The following is a 17,089-nucleotide window of genomic DNA, read 5'->3' on the forward strand; positions in this document are numbered from 1 at the left end:
CACGCCATTCTCCGCGGCCGACAAGGCCCCCACGGGTCGCCCGGGACGGGTAGCGTCCGGCGCCGGGGAGGCGATCATGAGCTACGCACGACTGATCCGACCGGTCATCGACCGGGTGTACGTGAGCGCGCGCTGGGCGGCCCGGCCGCGGATGGAGGCGTTCTACGCCGACCGGGGTGCCGGCCTCGGCTTCGAATACAGCTTCTTCTCCGGGGTGCTGGCCCGGCCGATGCCGGCGGAGGCGCTGGCCGACGCCCTGGTCTACACGGACGGGGACATGACCGCCGAGCTGGCCCAGGGCGTGGTCGTCATCGACGAGGACGGCGCCTGGCGGCTGACCGAACGGGGCCGGGAGCTGGCGCTCTTCGCGCAGCGGGCGACCGCCGAGGCCGCCGCGGAACGCTGGAGTTCCGGGCCGAGCATGCTTCCCGGGCTGTCGTCGGCGCCCCGGCTGGCGGACCTGGTCGGCCGGGTGCTGGAGGCCGGGTTGGCCACCGGCGGGCCGGCGTTCCGGGCGATGACCCCGGTTTACGAGCCGGACGACGCCTCGCCGGCCATGCGGCTGGTCACCCGGCTCGGCGCGCTGCGCCACCACCGGGCGGACGCGCACCGGGCCGCGTGGCGTGCCGCCGGGCTGACCGTCGAGCAGATCCGGGCGCTGCCGGACGGGCCGCAGCGCCAGACGATCGAGGCCGAGACCGACCGCCTCGACGAGCCGGCCTACGCCGTGCTCAACGTCGACGAGCGGTGGGAACTCCTCGCCGCCCTGGGCGCGCTGCCGAGCTGACGACCCCTGCCGTCCGGATCATCGGCGGGGCACCAGCCCGCCGACGGCGTCCCCGACCGGGAGGGACCGGCCGGCCGGGTCAGACGGTGGCGGCTGCCGCGGGGGCACCGACATCGGCTGCGCCCAGCGCGATCGTGCGGGCGTGGCGGATCGCGGCCGGGGTGTCCGGGAAGACCAGCCCCTCGCGACGCAGCTCGTCGGCGACCCCGAGGGTGCTGAGGACCTGCTCGTGGCCGGGGGTGATGCCGGAGAGCAGGACGGTGATACCGCGTCCCCGCAGCCGGCGGATCGCGTCGCCGAGGACGTGCGCCCCGGTGGCGTCCATCGTCGTCACCCGGGACATCCGCAGGACGACCACCCGGACGTCGGCGACCTCGGAGAGCTCCAGCAGAAAGGTGTGCGCGGCGGCGAAGAAGAGCGGCCCGTCCAGCCGGTAGGCCACGATGTGCTCGGCCAGCAGCGCGTGCTCCTCGGCGCGGTGCTCGCCGGGGTCGAGGGGGACCTGTTCCAGCCGGGCGCTGCGGGCGACCGCGCGCAGCGCGAGGACGACGGCGACGGCCAGACCGACGGCCACCGCGGTCACCAGATCCCAGATCACGGTGACGGCGAAGGTGAGCACCAGCACGACCGCGTCGCCGCGGGTCGCCCGGGCGAGCGCCCAGAGGGATCCGGCCTCGACCATCCGCACGGTGGTGGCCAGCAGCACGCCGGCCAGCGCGGCGAGGGGAATCCGGCCGACCAGCGGCGCGGCGGCCAGCACGATCGCGGCGAGGGCGAGGGCGTGGGTGAGGGCGGCCAGCTTCGAGGCCGCCCCGGCGCGGACGTTCACCGCCGTGCGGGCGATGGCGGCGGTCGCCGGGATGCCGCCGAAGAGCGGGGAGGCGAGGTTGGCCAGGCCCTGGCCGAATAGTTCCCGCTCCGGGTCGTGCCGCTGGCCGACCGTCATCCCGTCGGCGACGGTGGCCGACAGCAGGCTCTCCAGCGCGGCGAGGGCGGCCACCGCGAGCGCGCTGGGCAGCAGCACGCCCACCGCGTCGAGGTCGAGGAACCCCAGCGACGGCGCGGGCAGGCCCTGCGGGAGCGCGCCGATCCGGACCAGGTCGACCGGGGCGAGCTCGGCGAGGACGGTCGCGGCGGCCACGCCGAGCAGCGAGAACGGCAGCCGGGGCCGCCACCGGGCGCCGAGCAGCATCAGCGCCGCGACGGCGAGGGCCACCGCCAGGGCCGCCGGCTTCGGGTGAACGACGAACCGGGTGACCGCGTCGGCGGCCACCGCCCAGACCTTCTCGCCGTGGGCGTCGGTCACGCCCAGCGCGGCGGGCACCTGTTGCAGGGCGATCACCACCGCGATGCCGGCTGTGAAGCCCTCGATCACCGGGGTGGGCAGGTAGCGGACGTACCGGCCGAGGCGGGCCAGAGCGAGGGCGATCAGCACCAGCCCGGCCATCGCCCCGACCATGAGCACCCCGGTGGGGCCGAAGCGCTGCACCACCGGGACCAGCACCACCGTCATCGCCCCGGTGGGGCCGGAGACCTGGAGGTTGGAGCCCCCGAAGACGGCGGCCACGGCGCCGGCAACCACGGCGGTGACCAGCCCCGCCTGGGCGCCCAGTCCGGAGGTGACGCCGAACGCCAGGGCCAGCGGCAGCGCCACCACCGCCACGGTCAGCCCGGCCAGCAGGTCCTGCCGGGGCGAGCGGCGGACCGCCGCCCAATCGGCCCGCGCGGGAAGCAGTCCGAGCACCCGGTCCCGGACGAAATCAGCGACAGCTCGCCCGGTGGCCTGCCGCGTCACTTGGCCCACGGCCGGTCCGCTCACCGGTCCCCTCCCGAGGCGCGCAGCTCGTCGAGGAGGCCGTCCCGGTCGGTGAGAACCGCGCCGAGGATGCGCCGCCCGGCGGCCAGCAGGTCGGCCACGTCGGGGGTGCTGAGCGCATACATGACCAGCGGGCCATCGCGGTGGGAGGTGACCATCCCGGCGCGGCGCAGCACGGCGAGCTGCTGGGAGAGGTTGGACGCCTCGACGTCGATCGCCGCGAGCAGGTCCCGGACCGGCTTGGGCCCGTCCTGGAGCAGTTCGAGCACCCGGATCCGGACCGGATGCCCGAGGGTGCGGAACAGTTCCGCCTTCGCCTGGTACAGCGGTACCGACATGAGAACCTCCCCGAAGACCCTGAAGACTTTAGCACTTGCAGAATTCTTCAAGTCCGTCCAGTGGCGTCGCGGCGGAGGGGCCGCTCCGACCCGGGGCGGCGTGTCGGGGCCGGGGAAGACTATGCGTGATCAGCCCGCTTGCGAGACGCGGCCGGTGATGTCGTTGACGCAGCGCAGCACCGGGCGGGCGGTCAGCGCCGCCGGGTCCAGCGGCGCGTCGGCCCGCACGGTGAAGGTCGCGGACTCTCCCGGCAGCAGGGTGACCAGCGCCTGGTCCACCTGCGCGGACGGGTCCAGCCGGTCCGGGAAGAGGGCCAGGTCGCGCAGCATCGTACTGGCGGTCACCCGGACCCGCTGGCCGTCATCAACCGGCTCGACCAGCGCGTCCAGCTCCGCCGCCGGCCACTGCACCTCCCGGTCCTCGGCGAAGAACCACAGCGTCCGCTCCGCCGGGTCGCCGGCGTCGGCGACCAGCAGCTCGCGCCGGGCGTCGTCCGGCCGCGCCAGCTCCGCCGGCAGCGCCAGCACCACCGAGCCGTACGCGGGGACGTCCAGCTCAACCGAGTTCTTGGCCCTCGGCTCCCCGGCCAGGGTGAGCCGGGTGACCGTGGCCGGCGCGCGCCACGCAGCGCCGGTCTCGTTCACCGCCACCAGGGCCAGTCCGCCGTCCCGCGGCTGCACGGTCAACAGCCGGTCGGCGTACGCCCGGCGCAACGCGTACCAGAGCGGCTTGCGCCGGCCGTCGCCGTCCACGGCCGCCCACGAGGTGACCGGCCAGCAGTCGTTGAGCTGCCAGACGATGGTGCCCATGCAGACGGGCCGGTGCGACCGGAAGTGCTCCACCCCGAGCTGGATGGCCCGGGCCTGGTTCAGCTGGGTCAGGTAGTGCCAGTCGTCGAAGTCGGCGGGCGCCGGCAGGTGAGCGTCCAGCCCGCGCTGAAGCTTGAGGTCACCGTCGATCGCCTTCTGGTGGTGCGCCATGCCCGGCGAGTCGTGGGCGAGGGGCTCGTCGGAGATGGACCGGCGCAGCGTCGCGTACGCCGGGGGCGCCTGGTAGCCGAACTCGGCGACGAAGCGCGGCAGGTACTCCCGGTACTTCGGGTAGTCGTCGGTGTTCCAGACGTCCCAGATGTGCGTGGTGCCGTGCGCCGGGTCGTTCGGGTGCACCTCCTCGCTGCCCGACCAGGGGCTGCCCGGCCAGTACGGCCGGGTCGGGTCCAGCTCGCCGACGATCCGGGGCAGCAGCTCCAGGTAGTAGCCGCGCCCCCAGGTGCGGCCGGCGAGGGGCTCCTGCCAGTCCCAGTCGTGCCAGCCCCAGATGTTCTCGTTGTTGCCCGTCCAGAGCACCAGCGACGGGTGGGCGGCCAGCCGGGTCACCTGCTCGACCGCCTCCGCCTCGATCTCCGAGCGGAACGGCTCCTCCTCCGGGTACGCGGCGCAGGCGAAGAGGAAGTCCTGCTGCACCAGCAGGCCGAGGGAGTCGGCCAGCTCGTAGAAGTCCGCCGACTCGTACCGGCCGCCGCCCCAGACTCGGAGCATGTTGATGTTCGCCCCGGCGGCCTGGTCGAACCGTTCGGCCAGCCGCTGCCGGGTCACCCGGTTCGGGAAGGCGTCGTCGGGGATCCAGTTGACCCCGCGGACGAAGACCGGCACGTCGTTGACGTGCAGGGCGAACGCCGAGCCGTGCGCGTCGGGGGCGGTGTCGAGGCGTACCGAGCGGAATCCGATCCGGCGGGACCACGCGTCCAGCGCCCGGCCGTCCTCCGCGCAGAGGGTTACGTCGAGGGGGTAGAGCGGCTGCTCGCCGTACCCCCGGGGCCACCACCGCGCGGGATCGCGGACCGTGAGGGTCAGCACGGCCGCGCGCTCCCCCGCCGGGATGGTCGCCTCGCCGGCCGCGTCGGCGACCGTGGCGCGGACGGTGACCGGCGCCTCGGTCCCCCGCTCGACCTCGACGTGCAGCTCCACCCGGCCGGTGCCGTCGGCGACGGTGACCAGCGGCCGGACGGTGCCGAGCCGGGCGGTGGACCAGGCGTGCAGCCCGATCTCCTGCCAGATGCCCGCCGTCACCACGGTGGGACCCCAGTCCCAGCCGAAGTTGCACGCCGTCTTACGGATGAAGTTGAACGGCTCCGGGTAGGCGTTCGGCCGGTCACCGAGCCGGTCCCGGTGCGCCTCCGCGTAGCGGTACGCAGAGTCGAAGCGGACGGTCAGCGTGTTCTGGCCGGACCGCAGCAACGACCGGACACCGAACCGGTGACCACGGTGCATGTTCTCGGTGCGGCCGACCTCGGCGCCGTTGAGGGTGACCGTGGCGACGGTGTCCAGCCCGGCGCAGACCAGGTCCACCCGGTCGTCGCCGCCGGGCTGCCAGGCGAAGGTCGTCTCGTAGACCCAGTCGGTGCGCCCGATCCAGGCCAGTCCGGTCTCGTTGTCGTCGAGATAGGGGTCGGGAATGAGGCCGGCGGCGAGCAGGTCGGTGTGCACGCAGCCCGGCACGGTGGCCGGCACCGCCTGGTCGGCGATCTCCGGCGGCACCTGCGGACCGGATACGGCCCGCAGCACCCAGCCCTCGCGCAGCACTTGACGGCTCACGACTTCACCACGCCTTCCATGATCCCGCGAACGATGGCGCCCACGGCACTTCCTGAACAAGCCGGCTCAACGGGAGGTCGACGGTAACTCCTCGAACCACGCCTCCACCCGCTCCGCGGTCGCCGGCCGCGCCAGCGCGAAGCCCTGGCCGTACCGGCAGCCGGCCCGGCGCGCCCCGGCGACCCCGGCCTCGGACTCCAGCCCCTCGACCACCACGTCCACCCCCAGCCGGTCACCGAGGCTGACCACCACGTCGATCAGCGGCCGCTGCGCGTCGCCGGCCGCCCCGACCAGGTGCGGGCCGACCTTGAGCAGGTCGATCGGGAGCTTGCGGAGCTGGGCCAGCGAGGCGTGCTCGGCCCGGAAGTCGTCCAGCGCCGTCCGCACGCCCAGTGAGCGGAGCCCGGCCAGCCGGGCCACCACGGTGGGCAGCTCGGCGGCGACGACCGCCGGCTCCGCCACCTCGACCACCAGCCGGTCCGCGGGCACGCCGTACGCGGCGAGCGCGGTGGCGGTACGCGGCACGAAGTCGGGCGCGGCCAGCTCCCGGGGCCCGACGTTCACCGACATCCAGAGTTCCCGACCGCCGTCGGACCACTCGGCGAGCTGCCGGCAGGCGCGGTGGAGCACCCAGCGGCCCACCTCGCCAACGAGGTCCAGGTCCTCCGCGACCGGCAGCAGCTCGGCGGGGAGCACCGTCCCCAGCACCGGGCTGCGCCAGCGCAGCAACGCCTCGGTGCCCACCGGCAGCCGGTCCGCGAGGGCCAGCACCGGCTGGTAGACCAGGTCCAGCTCGCCCCGGGCGATCGCCCCGGGCAGCTCGCGTTCCAGGTCCAGCCGGCGGACCAGCTGCTCCTCCAGGTAGGCGTCGTACCACTCGACCCGGTCCCGGCCGAGCTGCACCGCCCGGCGGCGGGCCAGGTCCGCCTGGCGCAGCACGTCCTCCGGATCACCTCCGGCGGTCTCGGCCAGCCCGACGGTGGCCTGCAGGCGCGTCGCCCCGCCGGGCAGCGGATACGGCTCGGTCAGCGCGGCGATCAGCCGGGTGGCCAGCGCGTACGCCAGCACCGGCCCGACGTCGGTGAGCACCGCTAACTCGTCACCGGTCAGCCGGGCCACCAGGTCCGCGGGACCGCAGTCGGCCCGGAGCCGACCGGCGACCTCCACCAGCACCTCGTCGCCCACCGCGTGCCCCGACCCGTCGTTGACCATGCTCAGCCGGTGCAGGTCGACGACGAGCAGCGTCCCGGGTGGCTTTCCCGCATCGCGGCCGGCCAGCCCGCGCAGCAACTCCCGGCGGGTGGCCAGCCCGGTGAGCTGGTCGGTGGCGGTGAGCCGGCGCACCGTCCGGGCCCGCTGGTCCCGCTCGTCGAGGTCTCCGACGAGCTCCCGCAGCCGCGCCTCGCGGGCGATGAGCCGCTCGGCGTGCCGGCGGTGGTCCGCGGCGGTCAGCAGTTCCTGCAGGACCATCGGCGGGATCACCGCCAACCCGAGCGCGATCGCCGGTGCGGTGAACTCCCCCACCGCCCAGAGGTGGTGGCCGGCGGCGAGCGCGGCGATGCCCGCCGGGGCGGTCACCCGGGGCCAGGTCGCGGGCGGCCCGTCGGGGCGCAGGGCCTCCCCGACCGAGGCGCGCCGGGCCCCCGCGGCGGTGAGCAGCGCGCCCGCCACCAGCGGCGGCACCACGGTGAGGACGGCGCGCTCCGGCGCCGCGTAGGCCAGCAGCACCGCGAGACCGGCCAGCCCGGACAGGGTGGCCGCCGCTCCGGCCCGGCAGAGCGCCGCGCCCGGGCGGTGCCGCCGGTCGGCCAGCGCGGCGACGACCAGCACCGCCAGCCCGGCCGCGCCGGCGACGCTCACGGTCCGGGCCAGCGGCGGCACCTGGCCCGCCGGCAGCAGCACCCAGCCGGCGAAGATCAGGCTGACGCCGAGGCCGACCACGTCCACGGTCCGGCGGAGCCGTTGCGGGCCGGCGAGCCGGGAGCGCCCGGGCAGCCGGAACAGGCCCACGGCCTGGAGCGCGGCGACGACGGCCAGCCCCATCAGCACGACCGGCGGCCGGTGCGCCGCCTCGGTCAGCGGCAGCACGGCGACGGTGAGCCCGGCCGCCAGCACGGCCGCGTCGAGGCTCGCCACCACCCGGCGGGACAACGCGAGCCGCCGGGCGTGCCGCCCGGTCGGCGGGCTCGGTTCGGTTGCCGCCGGCGGGCGGTGTTCCATGCAGACCGACGCATGGGCGGCGCCGCCGGGCGGCGCTCCCGCGCCGCTCCACGCGGGCTGCGCGGCGCCGACCCGGACGGGCGGCACCGGGCCGGCGGACGGGGCCGGCGCGGACGGGGTGACCGGGGTGCCGGCGAGCCAGGAGAGCCGGACGCAGGCCACTGCGGAACCGGCCGCGACGGCGAGCGCCAGGGCCGCCGACGGCGGGACGAGGCCGACGGCGCCGGCCAGGACGAGCAGCGTGCCGACCGCCAGCACGACGAGGTCGGGCGGCGACGGTCGGCGACGGTGCTCGCCGGAGGAGTACGCGACGGACACGACGGTCGCCTTCGTGAGGGGGCACGGGGCGGTGCGTTTCGGAACGACGTGCGGGGTGTGTCGGCGGTACGGGGTCGGACGGTGGCAACGGTGATGCGACGGGGCCGGCGGGCGGCACCTGGGCGCGACCACGCGAACCAACGACTCCTACGACGAGCGGTTACGGGTCATTGCGGTGACGCCGGTCACATCCGGGCACCGCGCCTTCGCCTCGCCGCCCGGGCGGAGCCGGGCCGGGCCGGGGTGCGATCATCGGGGGGTGAGTCCCGCCGACACCGTCCGCTTCCGGCCCAACCAGGCGATCCTGGTCGCCGCGATCGTCGCGTTCATCGGCGCCCTGCCGCTGGCCACCGCCCGCTGGTGGCTGCTCTGGGTGCTGCTGATCCCGCTGGCCGTCGCGGTCTGGGCCTGGCGGTCCGGCACCGAGGCCGACCCGCGCGAGCTGCGGCTGCGGGCGCTCGCCGGGCAGCGCCGGATCGCCTGGGACCGGGTCGCGGAGCTGACCGCCGACGGGCGCGGCCGGGCGATCGTCCGGCTCGACGACGGCGAGCGCCTGGTGCTGCCCGCCGTCCGGGCCGCCGACCTGCCCCGGCTGATCGCCGCCACCGGCCAGGAACTGCCCGACAACACCCGCTGAGCCGGCCCCGTCAGTAGCCGTCCACCACCCGGTTGACCAGCGGCTCGCCGGCCGCGAACCGGCCCAGCTGCTCCCCCACCAGCCGGTACGCCCGCGGCAGGAGCCCACGCACCGAGCCGGCGACGTGCGGGGTGAGCAGCACGTTCGGCAGCCCCCACAGGGGATGGTCGGCGGGGAGCGGCTCGGGATCGGTGACGTCCAGCGCGGCCCGGAGCCGACCGGTGGTCAGCTCGGCGACCAGCGCCGACGTCCGGGCCACCGGGCCGCGGGCGGCGTTGACCAGCAGCGCGCCGTCGGGCATCGCGGCGAGGAACTTCTCGTCGACCAGCCCCCGGGTCCGCTCGGTCAACGGCACCAGCAGCACCACCACGTCCGCCTCCGGCAGCAGGCCGGGCAGCTCGTCCACCCCGTGCACCCCCTCGGCCGGCCGGGCGGTGCGGGCGACCAGGGTGAAGGTGACCTCGAACGGGGCCAGTCGGGCCCGGACCGCCGCGCCGATCGAGCCGGCACCGACGATCAGCACCCGCTTGCCGGCCAGCTCGTCGGTGGGCGCCACCTCGTCGTACGCCCACTCGCGGCGCCCCTGCGCCCGGGCCAGCGGACCGAAGCCGCGCAGCTGCGACAGGACGGCGGCGACCACCCACTCGGCGGTGGCCGAGTCGTGCACGCCGCGGGCGTCGCAGAGCGTGACCCCCTCGCGCATCCGGCCCACCCAGGCGTCCGCCCCGGCGGAGAGCAGCTGCACCACCTCAAGGTCGGGCAACTCGGCCAGCAGGGCGCCGGCGTCGGGACCCGAGAGGAACGGCGGCACCCAGAACCGCACGTCGTCCGGGGCTGACGGGAGCCGGGCCGGGTCGTCCATCACTTCCACGCGAACGCCCGCGGGCAGCTCACCGAGGAGGGCGTGACCGGCGCGGTGCGGGATCCATACCTTCACGACCGCCGACGATAACCGTCGCCGCCACCGCCGGCCGCGGGGTGTCCAGATATGCCGGTCATACCCGGTCGGTCCGCCGTCCCCGGCGGCGGGCGACGTGACGATGACGACTGCGGTGCGACCGAGTTGCCGGACCGCCCTGCCGGGTATAACCGATGCCGGAGCGCCGCCCGGTGTTCCCACGCGCGCAGACAGGTGACCGATGACCGAGGAACCCGCCGACCGTTCGGCTGCGCCCATCCCGGCGCTCACCGATCCGGACCGGCTGCGGGCACTCGCCGAGACCCGGCTGGACGCCACGCCCGACGAGGCCTTCGACCGAATCGCCCGGTTGGTCAGCGACCTGCTCGACGTGCCGGTCGCGCTGGTCTCGCTGGTCTCCCCGGAGCGGCAGTTCTTCCCCGGCGCGATCGGCCTGCCCGAGCCGTGGGCCGGCCGGCGGCAGACCCCACTGAGCCACTCGTTCTGCCAGCACGTGGTCGACATCGAAGTGCCGATGGTGCTGCCGGACGCCCGGCTCTACCCGCGGGTCCGCCGGAACCTGGCCATCGAGGACCTGGGCGTGGTCGCGTACGCCGGCATCCCGCTGACCGACCTGGACGGCCGGGTCCTCGGCTCGCTCTGCGCGATCGACAGCAAACCCCGGGCCTGGACCGCCGAGCAGCTGCGCACCCTCGCCGACCTGGCCGCCGCCTGCTCCTCCGAGCTGCGGCTGCGGATCGCGCTGAAGGGCGCCGAGCAGGCCCGCCGAGGCGCCGAGGAGGCACACGACCGGCTCGCCATGCTCGCCGGCATGAGCGAGACCCTCGCCGGCACGCTGGACATCACCACGGCGGTGAGCCGGCTGAGTCACGCCATGGTGCCGCTGCTGGCGGACTGGTGCCTGATCACCCTGGTCGACCCGACCGGCGCGCCGCGCACCGTCTCGGCCGTGCACCGGGACCCGGACCGGGCCGCCGACGTGGCGCGCTTCGCCGAGCTGATGGTCACCGGCCTCGGCCCGGAGTCGATCATCCGGTCGGTGCTGCGTACCGGTCGGCCGGTCCTCGGCAGCGCGGCCGGCGTGGCCGACGTCGAGCGCGGCACCATCGACCCCGAGCTGCCGCCGCTGGCGACCCGCCTCGACATCGCCTCCCAGCTCAGCGTGCCGGTGACCGCGCCCGGGCGGGGCGGCACGATCGGCTGCATCAGCCTGGTCAGCGGGGCGCAACGGCGGACGTTCGACGACGGTGACCTGCAGACCGCGCTGGACATCGGCCGGCGCGCCGGCCAGGCGGTCGGCAACAGCTGGATGTACGGCGAGCAGCGACACGTCGCCGAGGTGCTGCAGCACAGCATGCTGCCGCACCTGCCGGTGGTGCCCGACATCGAGCTCGCGGCCCGTTACCTGGCCGCCGCGGACCGGGTGGAGGTGGGCGGCGACTGGTACGACGCCTTCGTCCAGCCCGACGGCGACCTGATCGCCGCCATCGGTGACGTCGCCGGCCATGACATCGAGGCGGCGGCGACCATGGGTCAGCTCCGCAACCTGGTCCGGGGCAACGCGTACGGCCGCACCGACGCGGTGGGCGATCTGATGAGTCACCTCGACGGGGCGATCCGCGGGCTGTGCATCCCCACGGTGGCCACCGCCACCCTGGCCCGGGTACGCCCGGCCGGGGCCGACGGGCTCGCGGTGACCTGGTGCAACGCGGGGCACCCGGCGCCGCTGCTGATCCGCGCCGACGGTGGGGTCGAGGTGCTCGACGGGGCGCGGGAGCCGCTGCTCGGCCTGGCCCGCCAGGGCCGGCGGACCAGCCGGGAGCTGGCGCTCGCGTCGGGCGACACGCTGCTGCTCTACACCGACGGTCTGATCGAGCGGCGGGACCGCTCGATCGACGAGGGGCTGGCCGAGCTGGTCGACCGGCTCGCCGGGGCGGCGAGGCTCCCGCTCGGTGACCTCTGCGACCGGTTGCTCGCCGCGGCGCACCGTCGGGAGGACGACGTCGCCCTGCTCGCCCTCCGGGCCCGCTGAGCCAGAGCACACCGGGTCGACCCGGACGGGCGCCGCCGCCCGGACCTGGTGGCTCCGTCGTGCCCGGACAGTCAGCCGACCGGTCTAGGCTGGGCCGGGTGAGCGCCCGTCCCCCTTACCCCCGCATCGGCCGCCTCCGGGCGGCGCTGGCGGCGTCCTGCGCGGCGCTGCTGCTGGGCACCGCCGGCTGCGCCTTCGGCGAGCCCGAGCCCGACCCGGCCGGCGAGCCGCCGAACCTCCCGACGCCGTCGGCCACGGCCAGCGCGGGCGGCGCCGGTCAGCAGGTGGTCGCCACGGTGCTGGCGAAAGGGCTGCGGGTGCCGTGGGTCATCGCCTTCCTCCCCGACGGCGCCGCGCTGGTCACCGAGCGGGACAGCGGACGGATCCTCCAGGTCGGCCCCGGCTCGGGGCCGGAGGGGCTGACCGTCACCGTCGTGCAGACCGTGCCGGACGTGGCCGCCGGCGGCGAGGGCGGGCTGCTGGGCATCGCCGCCTCCCCGTCCTACGCCCGGGACCGCACGGTCTTCGTCTACTACACCACCGCCCAGGACAACCGGATCGCCCGGCTGCAGCTCGGCGGGCGGCCCACCCCGATCCTCACCGGCATCCCGGCCGCCCGGAACCACAACGGCGGCGGGCTCGGCTTCGGCCCGGACGGCAGCCTGTACGCCAGCACCGGCGACGCCGGCAGGCAGGCGAACGCCCAGGACCGGAAGAGCCTCGGCGGCAAGATCCTCCGGATCACCCCGGACGGCAAGCCGGCCGCCGGCAACCCCTTCCCCGGCTCGCCGGTCTGGTCGCTGGGGCACCGCAACGTCCAGGGCTTCGCCTGGGACGCCGCCAAGCGGATGTACGCCGTCGAGTTCGGCCAGAACACCTGGGACGAGATCAACCAGATCACCCGGGGCGGCAACTACGGCTGGCCGCAGGTCGAGGGCCGCGCCGGCGACAAGCGGTACGTCGACCCGATCGTGCAGTGGCGCACCGCCGAGGCCTCCTGCTCGGGGCTCGCCGTGGCCGAGCGGTTGCTGGTCACCGGGTGCCTGCGCGGCGAGCGACTCTGGCTGGTCGAGCTGACCGACACGGGCACCGTGCTCGGTCAGCCCCGCGAGCTGCTGGCCGGGAAGTACGGTCGGCTCCGGGCGGTGGCCACCGCCCCGGACGGGTCGCTCTGGGTCACCACCTCGAACCGGGACGGCCGGGGCCGGCCGGCGCCGGAGGACGACCGCATCCTGCGGTTGGTCTTCGCCGACGGCGGCGCCGGGCGCAGCTGACGACCCGTCGTAGCCGGTCGGCCCCCGCGCGGGGGCCGACACGCCGGGCCGGAGAGGTCGGGACGCGCCGGCTTTTTCGGGTTTGCCAAGATCCCTAGACGGGCAGGTCAGAATTTCAGCATGGACGGCCAGGAGAACGAGCAGCGCGACACCGGGGACGAGGGCGCCCCGGCGAGCGGACGTGCCCGGCGCTGGGCGAGCTGGCCGTGGCGTACCGGACGGTCGGGGCGGACCGGCTGGCTGCGGCGGCTCGGCGTGGCGCTGGCCGTCCTGGCGGTCACCCTGGGCGGGGTGGTCGCCGGCACGTACGCCGGTGGGCACGTCGGCACCGACATCGGACCGTTCCGGGCGGAGCTCGACCTGAGCCCGTCGCTGCGGGGTGGCACCACCGTCGACGTCCCGCCGCTGGGCGCGCTGCTGTTGAACAGCCACGACGGGCCGACCTACCTCACCGTCCGGCTGGGCGCGCTCGACCAGCGGCGGACCCAGGCGCTGATCGACGACCCGGCCAGCATCAGCCGGGCCAGCCAGTCCGCCGTCGCCGACATCCGGGCCGGGGTGATGCGCCTGGGTTTGAAGACGCTGGGCGCGGCGGTGCTGGCCACCCTGCTGCTGGCGGGGCTGGTCTTCCGCGACATCCGGCGGACGGCCTGGGCCGGTGGGCTGGCCCTGGTGATCACGGCCGGCAGCCTCGGGCTGGCCGCGGTGACCATGCGCCCGCAGGCGATCGAGGAGCCCCGGTACGAGGGACTGCTGGTCAACGCCCCGGCGATCGTCGGCGACGCCCGCCGGATCGCCAACGACTACACCAAGTACGCCGAGCAGCTCCAGCGGCTGGTGGGCAACGTCAGCCAGCTCTACACCACCGTCTCGGCGCTGCCCGTCTACGAACCGGCGCCCGGCACCACGCGGGTGCTGCACGTCTCGGACATGCACCTCAACCCCACCGGGTGGCAGCTGATCCGGACGGTGGTGGAGCAGTTCGGCATCGACGTGGTGATCGACACGGGCGACATCACGGACTGGGGCAGCGAGCCGGAGGCGTCCTTCGTCGGCTCGATCGGCCTGCTCAAGAAGCCGTACGTCTACATCCGCGGCAACCACGACTCGGCGCGGACGGCCGCGGCGGTGGCCCAGCAGCCGAACGCGATCGTGTTGGACAACTCGACGACCACGGTGGCCGGGCTGACCGTGGCCGGGATCGGCGACCCCCGGTTCACCCCGGACAAGAACACCTCACCGGCGGGCAGCGGCCTGACCAAGCAGGTGGCCGAACAGGTGATCGGCGCCGGCGAGAAGCTGGCCACCACCGTCACCGGCTCGCCGCGCCCGGTGAACATCGCGCTGGTGCACGACCCCGCCTCGGCCGGTCCGCTCTCCGGCACCTGCCCGCTGGTGCTGGCCGGGCACACCCACGCCCGGCAGGTGTCCAAGCTGCCGCAGGTGCCGGGGAAGCAGCCGACGCAGCTGTTCGTGGAGGGCTCCACCGGTGGCGCCGGGCTGCGGGGCCTGGAGGGCGAGAAGCCCACCCCACTGTCGATGTCGGTGCTCTACTTCGACCAGCAGAAGATGCTCCAGGCGTACGACGACATCACCGTGGGCGGCACCGGCCAGGCGCAGGTCAACCTGGAGCGGCACATCATCAAGGACCCGACGCAGGGCGCCGAGGTGCCGGTCACCCCGACCCCGACCCGCGGCGGGCCCGAGTCGGCCAGCCCGAGCCCGACCCGCTGACCGAGCACGCGCGCCCCGGCCGGTGCCGGATCAGCGCAGCGACAGGGCGGCCAGAGCGGCGTTGACGATGCTGCCGGGCAGCAGGTCGTGCAGCTCGTACAGCTCCTGCACGCTGCCGGACTGGCCGAACTCGTCCACCCCGAGCGGCACCGCCGGGGCGCCGACGGCCGAACCGAGCCAGGCCATCGCGTGCGAGGCCGCGTCGTGCACGGTCACCACCGGCACCCGGTCCGCGAAGGCCGACCGCAGCGCGCCGGGCACGCTCGGCACGGTCGCGGTCCGGACGCCCTGCCGCAGGGTCCGCTGCCAGGCCCGGTAGAGCCGGTCCAGCGAGGTGACGTCGACGACGTGCGCGGCCACCCCCTCCTCCGCCAGCTCCGCGGCGGCCGCGAGGACCTCCGGCAGCACCGCGCCGGAGGCGGCGAGCTGCACCACCGGCGCGTCCGCCAGCTGCGGGTACGCCTGGTGCGCGTCCACCAGCCGGTACGCCCCGGCGACCACCTGCCGGCGCAGCACCGCGTCGCCGATCCGGGCCCGGGCCGCCTCGAACGGCGCCTGGTCGATCGGTCGGGTGCTGAGCCGGAAGTAGTACGCCCCGTCCTCGGCCGGCGCGGCGGTCGCGGCGGGCGCCGCTCCGCCGGCGATCTGGCCGAGCGCGTCGCAGAGCAGCCAGTCCAGGCTGCCCGCGTAGGCGGGCTCGACGAAGGTCACCCCGGGCAGCTCCAGCCCCACCGAGGCGGTGATGGTGGACTGGTGGGCGCCGCCCTCCGGGGCCAGGGTGATGCCGGACGGGGTGCCCGCCACCACGAACCGGGAGCCGGAGTAGGTGCCGTAGAGGAATGCGTCCAGGCCGCGCAGCACGAACGGGTCGTAGACCGTGCCGACCGGCAGCAGCGGCTGCCCCGACAGGTCCCACGACAGGCCGAGCTGGCCCAGCAGCAGGAACAGGTTCATCTCCGAGATGCCCAGCTCGATGTGCTGGCCCGACGGGCTCTCCGTCCAGCGCAGCATCCGGTCCTCGGTCCAGGAGCGCTGCTCGGTGGGGGCGAAGACGCCGGTCTTGTTGATGAAGCCGGCGAGGTTGGTGGAGGTGGCCACGTCGGGCGCGGTGGTCACCAGGTAGGGCGCCACGTTCTCGTCCCTGGCCAGGTCGACCAGCACCCGGCCGAAGACCTCCTGGGTGGAGACCGGCTTGTTCGCGCGTACCTTCGTGGTTTCCGGGACGGTGACCCGGAGCGCCCGCTCGCGAGGCGCGCGGGACAGCGCCTCCCGACGCTCGCCGGCCCGGATGCCGGCCGGGGACGCCGGGTCGAGGCGGTCCCACTCGGTCCCCGGCGTGAGGCCGTGCGCGGCGCGCAGCGCGTCGACCTGCTCGGTGGTGAGCAGCGCCGAGTGGTTGCGCGGATTGCCGGCGATCGGCAGCCCCCAACCCTTGACCGTGTACGCGAAGACCACGCTGGGCCGGTCGGTGACCGCGTCGCACTGGGCGTACGCGTCGAGCATCGCCTGCAGGTCGTGGCCGCCCAGGTCGGTGACGAGCGGGCCCAGCTCGTCGTCCGGGATGTCCGCGACGAAGGCGGACACCTCGGCCGGCGCGCCGTCGAGGAACTGCTTGCGCAGCGCCGGCCCGGCCAGCCCGAACAGCGACTGGTACTGCTCGTTCGGCATCCGGTCGATCCAGTCGCGCAGCACCGCCCCGCCCGGCCGGGCGTACGCCTCGGCGAGCTTGCGGCCGTACTTGACCTCCACGACGTGCCAGCCGGCGGCCTCGAACTGACCCCGCCACTGGTTGATCCGGATGCCCGGCACGACCCGGTCCAGCGACTGGCGGTTGAAGTCGACCAGCCACATCACGTTGCCCAGCCCGGTGGTGGCCGGGTCGGCCACCGCCTCCCAGATGTTCCCCTCGTCCAGCTCGGCGTCGCCGATCAGCGCCACGAACCGGGAGTGCGGCCGGGCGCCGAAGTGCGCGTCGACGTAGCGGCGGGTGACCGCGGCGAAGAGCGGCGCGGCCGCGCCGAGACCGACGGAGCCGGTGGAGAAGTCCACCTCGTCCGGGTCCTTGGTCCGCGACGGGTACGACTGGAGCCCGCCACGCGCCCGCAGCTTCGGCAGGTACGACCGGTCCAGGTTGCCCAGCAGGTACTGGATGGCGTGGAAGACCGGGGAGGCGTGCGGCTTGACCGCCACCCGGTCCTCGGCGTCCAGGTGGGCGAACCAGAGCGCGGTCATCGCGGTGACCAGCGAGGCGCTGGACGCCTGGTGCCCGCCGACCTTCACCCCGTCGCCGGTGTTCCGGTCGTGGTTGGCGGCGTCCACGATCCGGGTGGCGAGCCAGAGCACCCGGCGCTGGATGTCGTCGAGGACGTCGAGGTCGTGCTGGTTCACGGTGACTCCATCCGGGCGTCGCCGTTGACGC

General features: G+C 75.2%; 11 protein-coding genes. 5 read left to right on the top strand and 6 right to left on the bottom strand.

The window, feature by feature from the left end; all coding sequences use genetic code 11:
• Nucleotides 1–76: 76 nt before the first annotated feature.
• Nucleotides 77–787: a hypothetical protein gene (locus GA0070613_RS02195; RefSeq protein WP_089010742.1), complete on the top strand. Its 711-nt coding sequence runs from the start codon at nt 77–79 to the stop codon at nt 785–787.
• Nucleotides 788–866: 79 nt separating this feature from the next.
• On the opposite strand, the gene GA0070613_RS02200 is transcribed toward GA0070613_RS02195, so the two are convergent.
• From GA0070613_RS02200 to GA0070613_RS02215, 4 genes are all read right to left on the bottom strand, one after another.
• Nucleotides 867–2,582 carry a SulP family inorganic anion transporter gene (locus GA0070613_RS02200; protein ID WP_089010743.1) on the bottom strand — a complete coding sequence of 572 codons (1,716 nt, stop codon included), beginning with the start codon at nt 2,580–2,582 and terminating at the stop codon, nt 867–869.
• Between the two features lie 20 nt (nt 2,583–2,602).
• Nucleotides 2,603–2,941, bottom strand: coding sequence for an ArsR/SmtB family transcription factor (locus tag GA0070613_RS02205; RefSeq protein ID WP_089010744.1), 339 nt, complete (start codon nt 2,939–2,941; stop codon nt 2,603–2,605).
• 129 nt (nt 2,942–3,070) lie between these two features.
• Entirely contained in the window at nt 3,071–5,536 is a 2,466-nt protein-coding gene (locus GA0070613_RS02210) for a glycoside hydrolase family 2 protein (RefSeq protein ID WP_089010745.1), read from the bottom strand.
• Between the two features lie 66 nt (nt 5,537–5,602).
• Entirely contained in the window at nt 5,603–8,074 is a 2,472-nt protein-coding gene (locus GA0070613_RS02215; protein ID WP_231929633.1) for a putative bifunctional diguanylate cyclase/phosphodiesterase, read from the bottom strand.
• Between the two features lie 259 nt (nt 8,075–8,333).
• Between GA0070613_RS02215 and GA0070613_RS02220 the strand changes: the two genes are divergently transcribed.
• Nucleotides 8,334–8,711, top strand: coding sequence for a PH domain-containing protein (locus tag GA0070613_RS02220; protein WP_089010746.1), 378 nt, complete (start codon nt 8,334–8,336; stop codon nt 8,709–8,711).
• A gap of 10 nt (nt 8,712–8,721) precedes the next feature.
• Here the strand turns inward: GA0070613_RS02220 and GA0070613_RS02225 are convergent, their stop codons facing one another.
• Nucleotides 8,722–9,648, bottom strand: coding sequence for a 2-hydroxyacid dehydrogenase (locus GA0070613_RS02225; protein ID WP_089010747.1), 927 nt, complete (start codon nt 9,646–9,648; stop codon nt 8,722–8,724).
• A 202-nt stretch (nt 9,649–9,850) separates the two neighbouring features.
• On the opposite strand from GA0070613_RS02225, the gene GA0070613_RS02230 reads away from it, so the two are divergent.
• From GA0070613_RS02230 to GA0070613_RS02240, 3 genes are all read left to right on the top strand, one after another.
• Nucleotides 9,851–11,662 carry a SpoIIE family protein phosphatase gene (locus GA0070613_RS02230; RefSeq protein WP_089010748.1) on the top strand — a complete coding sequence of 604 codons (1,812 nt, stop codon included), beginning with the start codon at nt 9,851–9,853 and terminating at the stop codon, nt 11,660–11,662.
• 98 nt (nt 11,663–11,760) lie between these two features.
• Nucleotides 11,761–12,936 (top strand): PQQ-dependent sugar dehydrogenase, encoded by a 1,176-nt coding sequence (locus GA0070613_RS02235; protein WP_089010749.1) that lies wholly within the window; start codon nt 11,761–11,763, stop codon nt 12,934–12,936.
• 120 nt (nt 12,937–13,056) lie between these two features.
• Nucleotides 13,057–14,670 (top strand): metallophosphoesterase, encoded by a 1,614-nt coding sequence (locus GA0070613_RS02240; protein WP_089010750.1) that lies wholly within the window; start codon nt 13,057–13,059, stop codon nt 14,668–14,670.
• A gap of 30 nt (nt 14,671–14,700) precedes the next feature.
• Here the strand turns inward: GA0070613_RS02240 and GA0070613_RS02245 are convergent, their stop codons facing one another.
• Complete coding sequence (locus GA0070613_RS02245; RefSeq protein WP_089010751.1) at nt 14,701–17,058, bottom strand: transketolase-like TK C-terminal-containing protein; 2,358 nt, start codon at nt 17,056–17,058, stop codon at nt 14,701–14,703.
• Nucleotides 17,059–17,089: the final 31 nt, after the last annotated feature.

The organism is Micromonospora inositola (genome assembly GCF_900090285.1).
In the GTDB taxonomy this organism is placed as follows: Bacteria; Actinomycetota; Actinomycetes; order Mycobacteriales; family Micromonosporaceae; genus Micromonospora; species Micromonospora inositola.

Excerpts from the sequence above, each read along its gene's own strand:
- GA0070613_RS02205 (WP_089010744.1), bottom strand. The coding sequence starts at position 2,941 with ATGTCGGTACCGCTGTACCAGGCGAAGGCGGAACTGTTCCGCACCCTC.
- GA0070613_RS02240 (WP_089010750.1), top strand. The coding sequence starts at position 13,057 with ATGGACGGCCAGGAGAACGAGCAGCGCGACACCGGGGACGAGGGCGCC.
- GA0070613_RS02230 (WP_089010748.1), top strand. The coding sequence starts at position 9,851 with ATGACCGAGGAACCCGCCGACCGTTCGGCTGCGCCCATCCCGGCGCTC.
- GA0070613_RS02195 (WP_089010742.1), top strand. The coding sequence starts at position 77 with ATGAGCTACGCACGACTGATCCGACCGGTCATCGACCGGGTGTACGTG.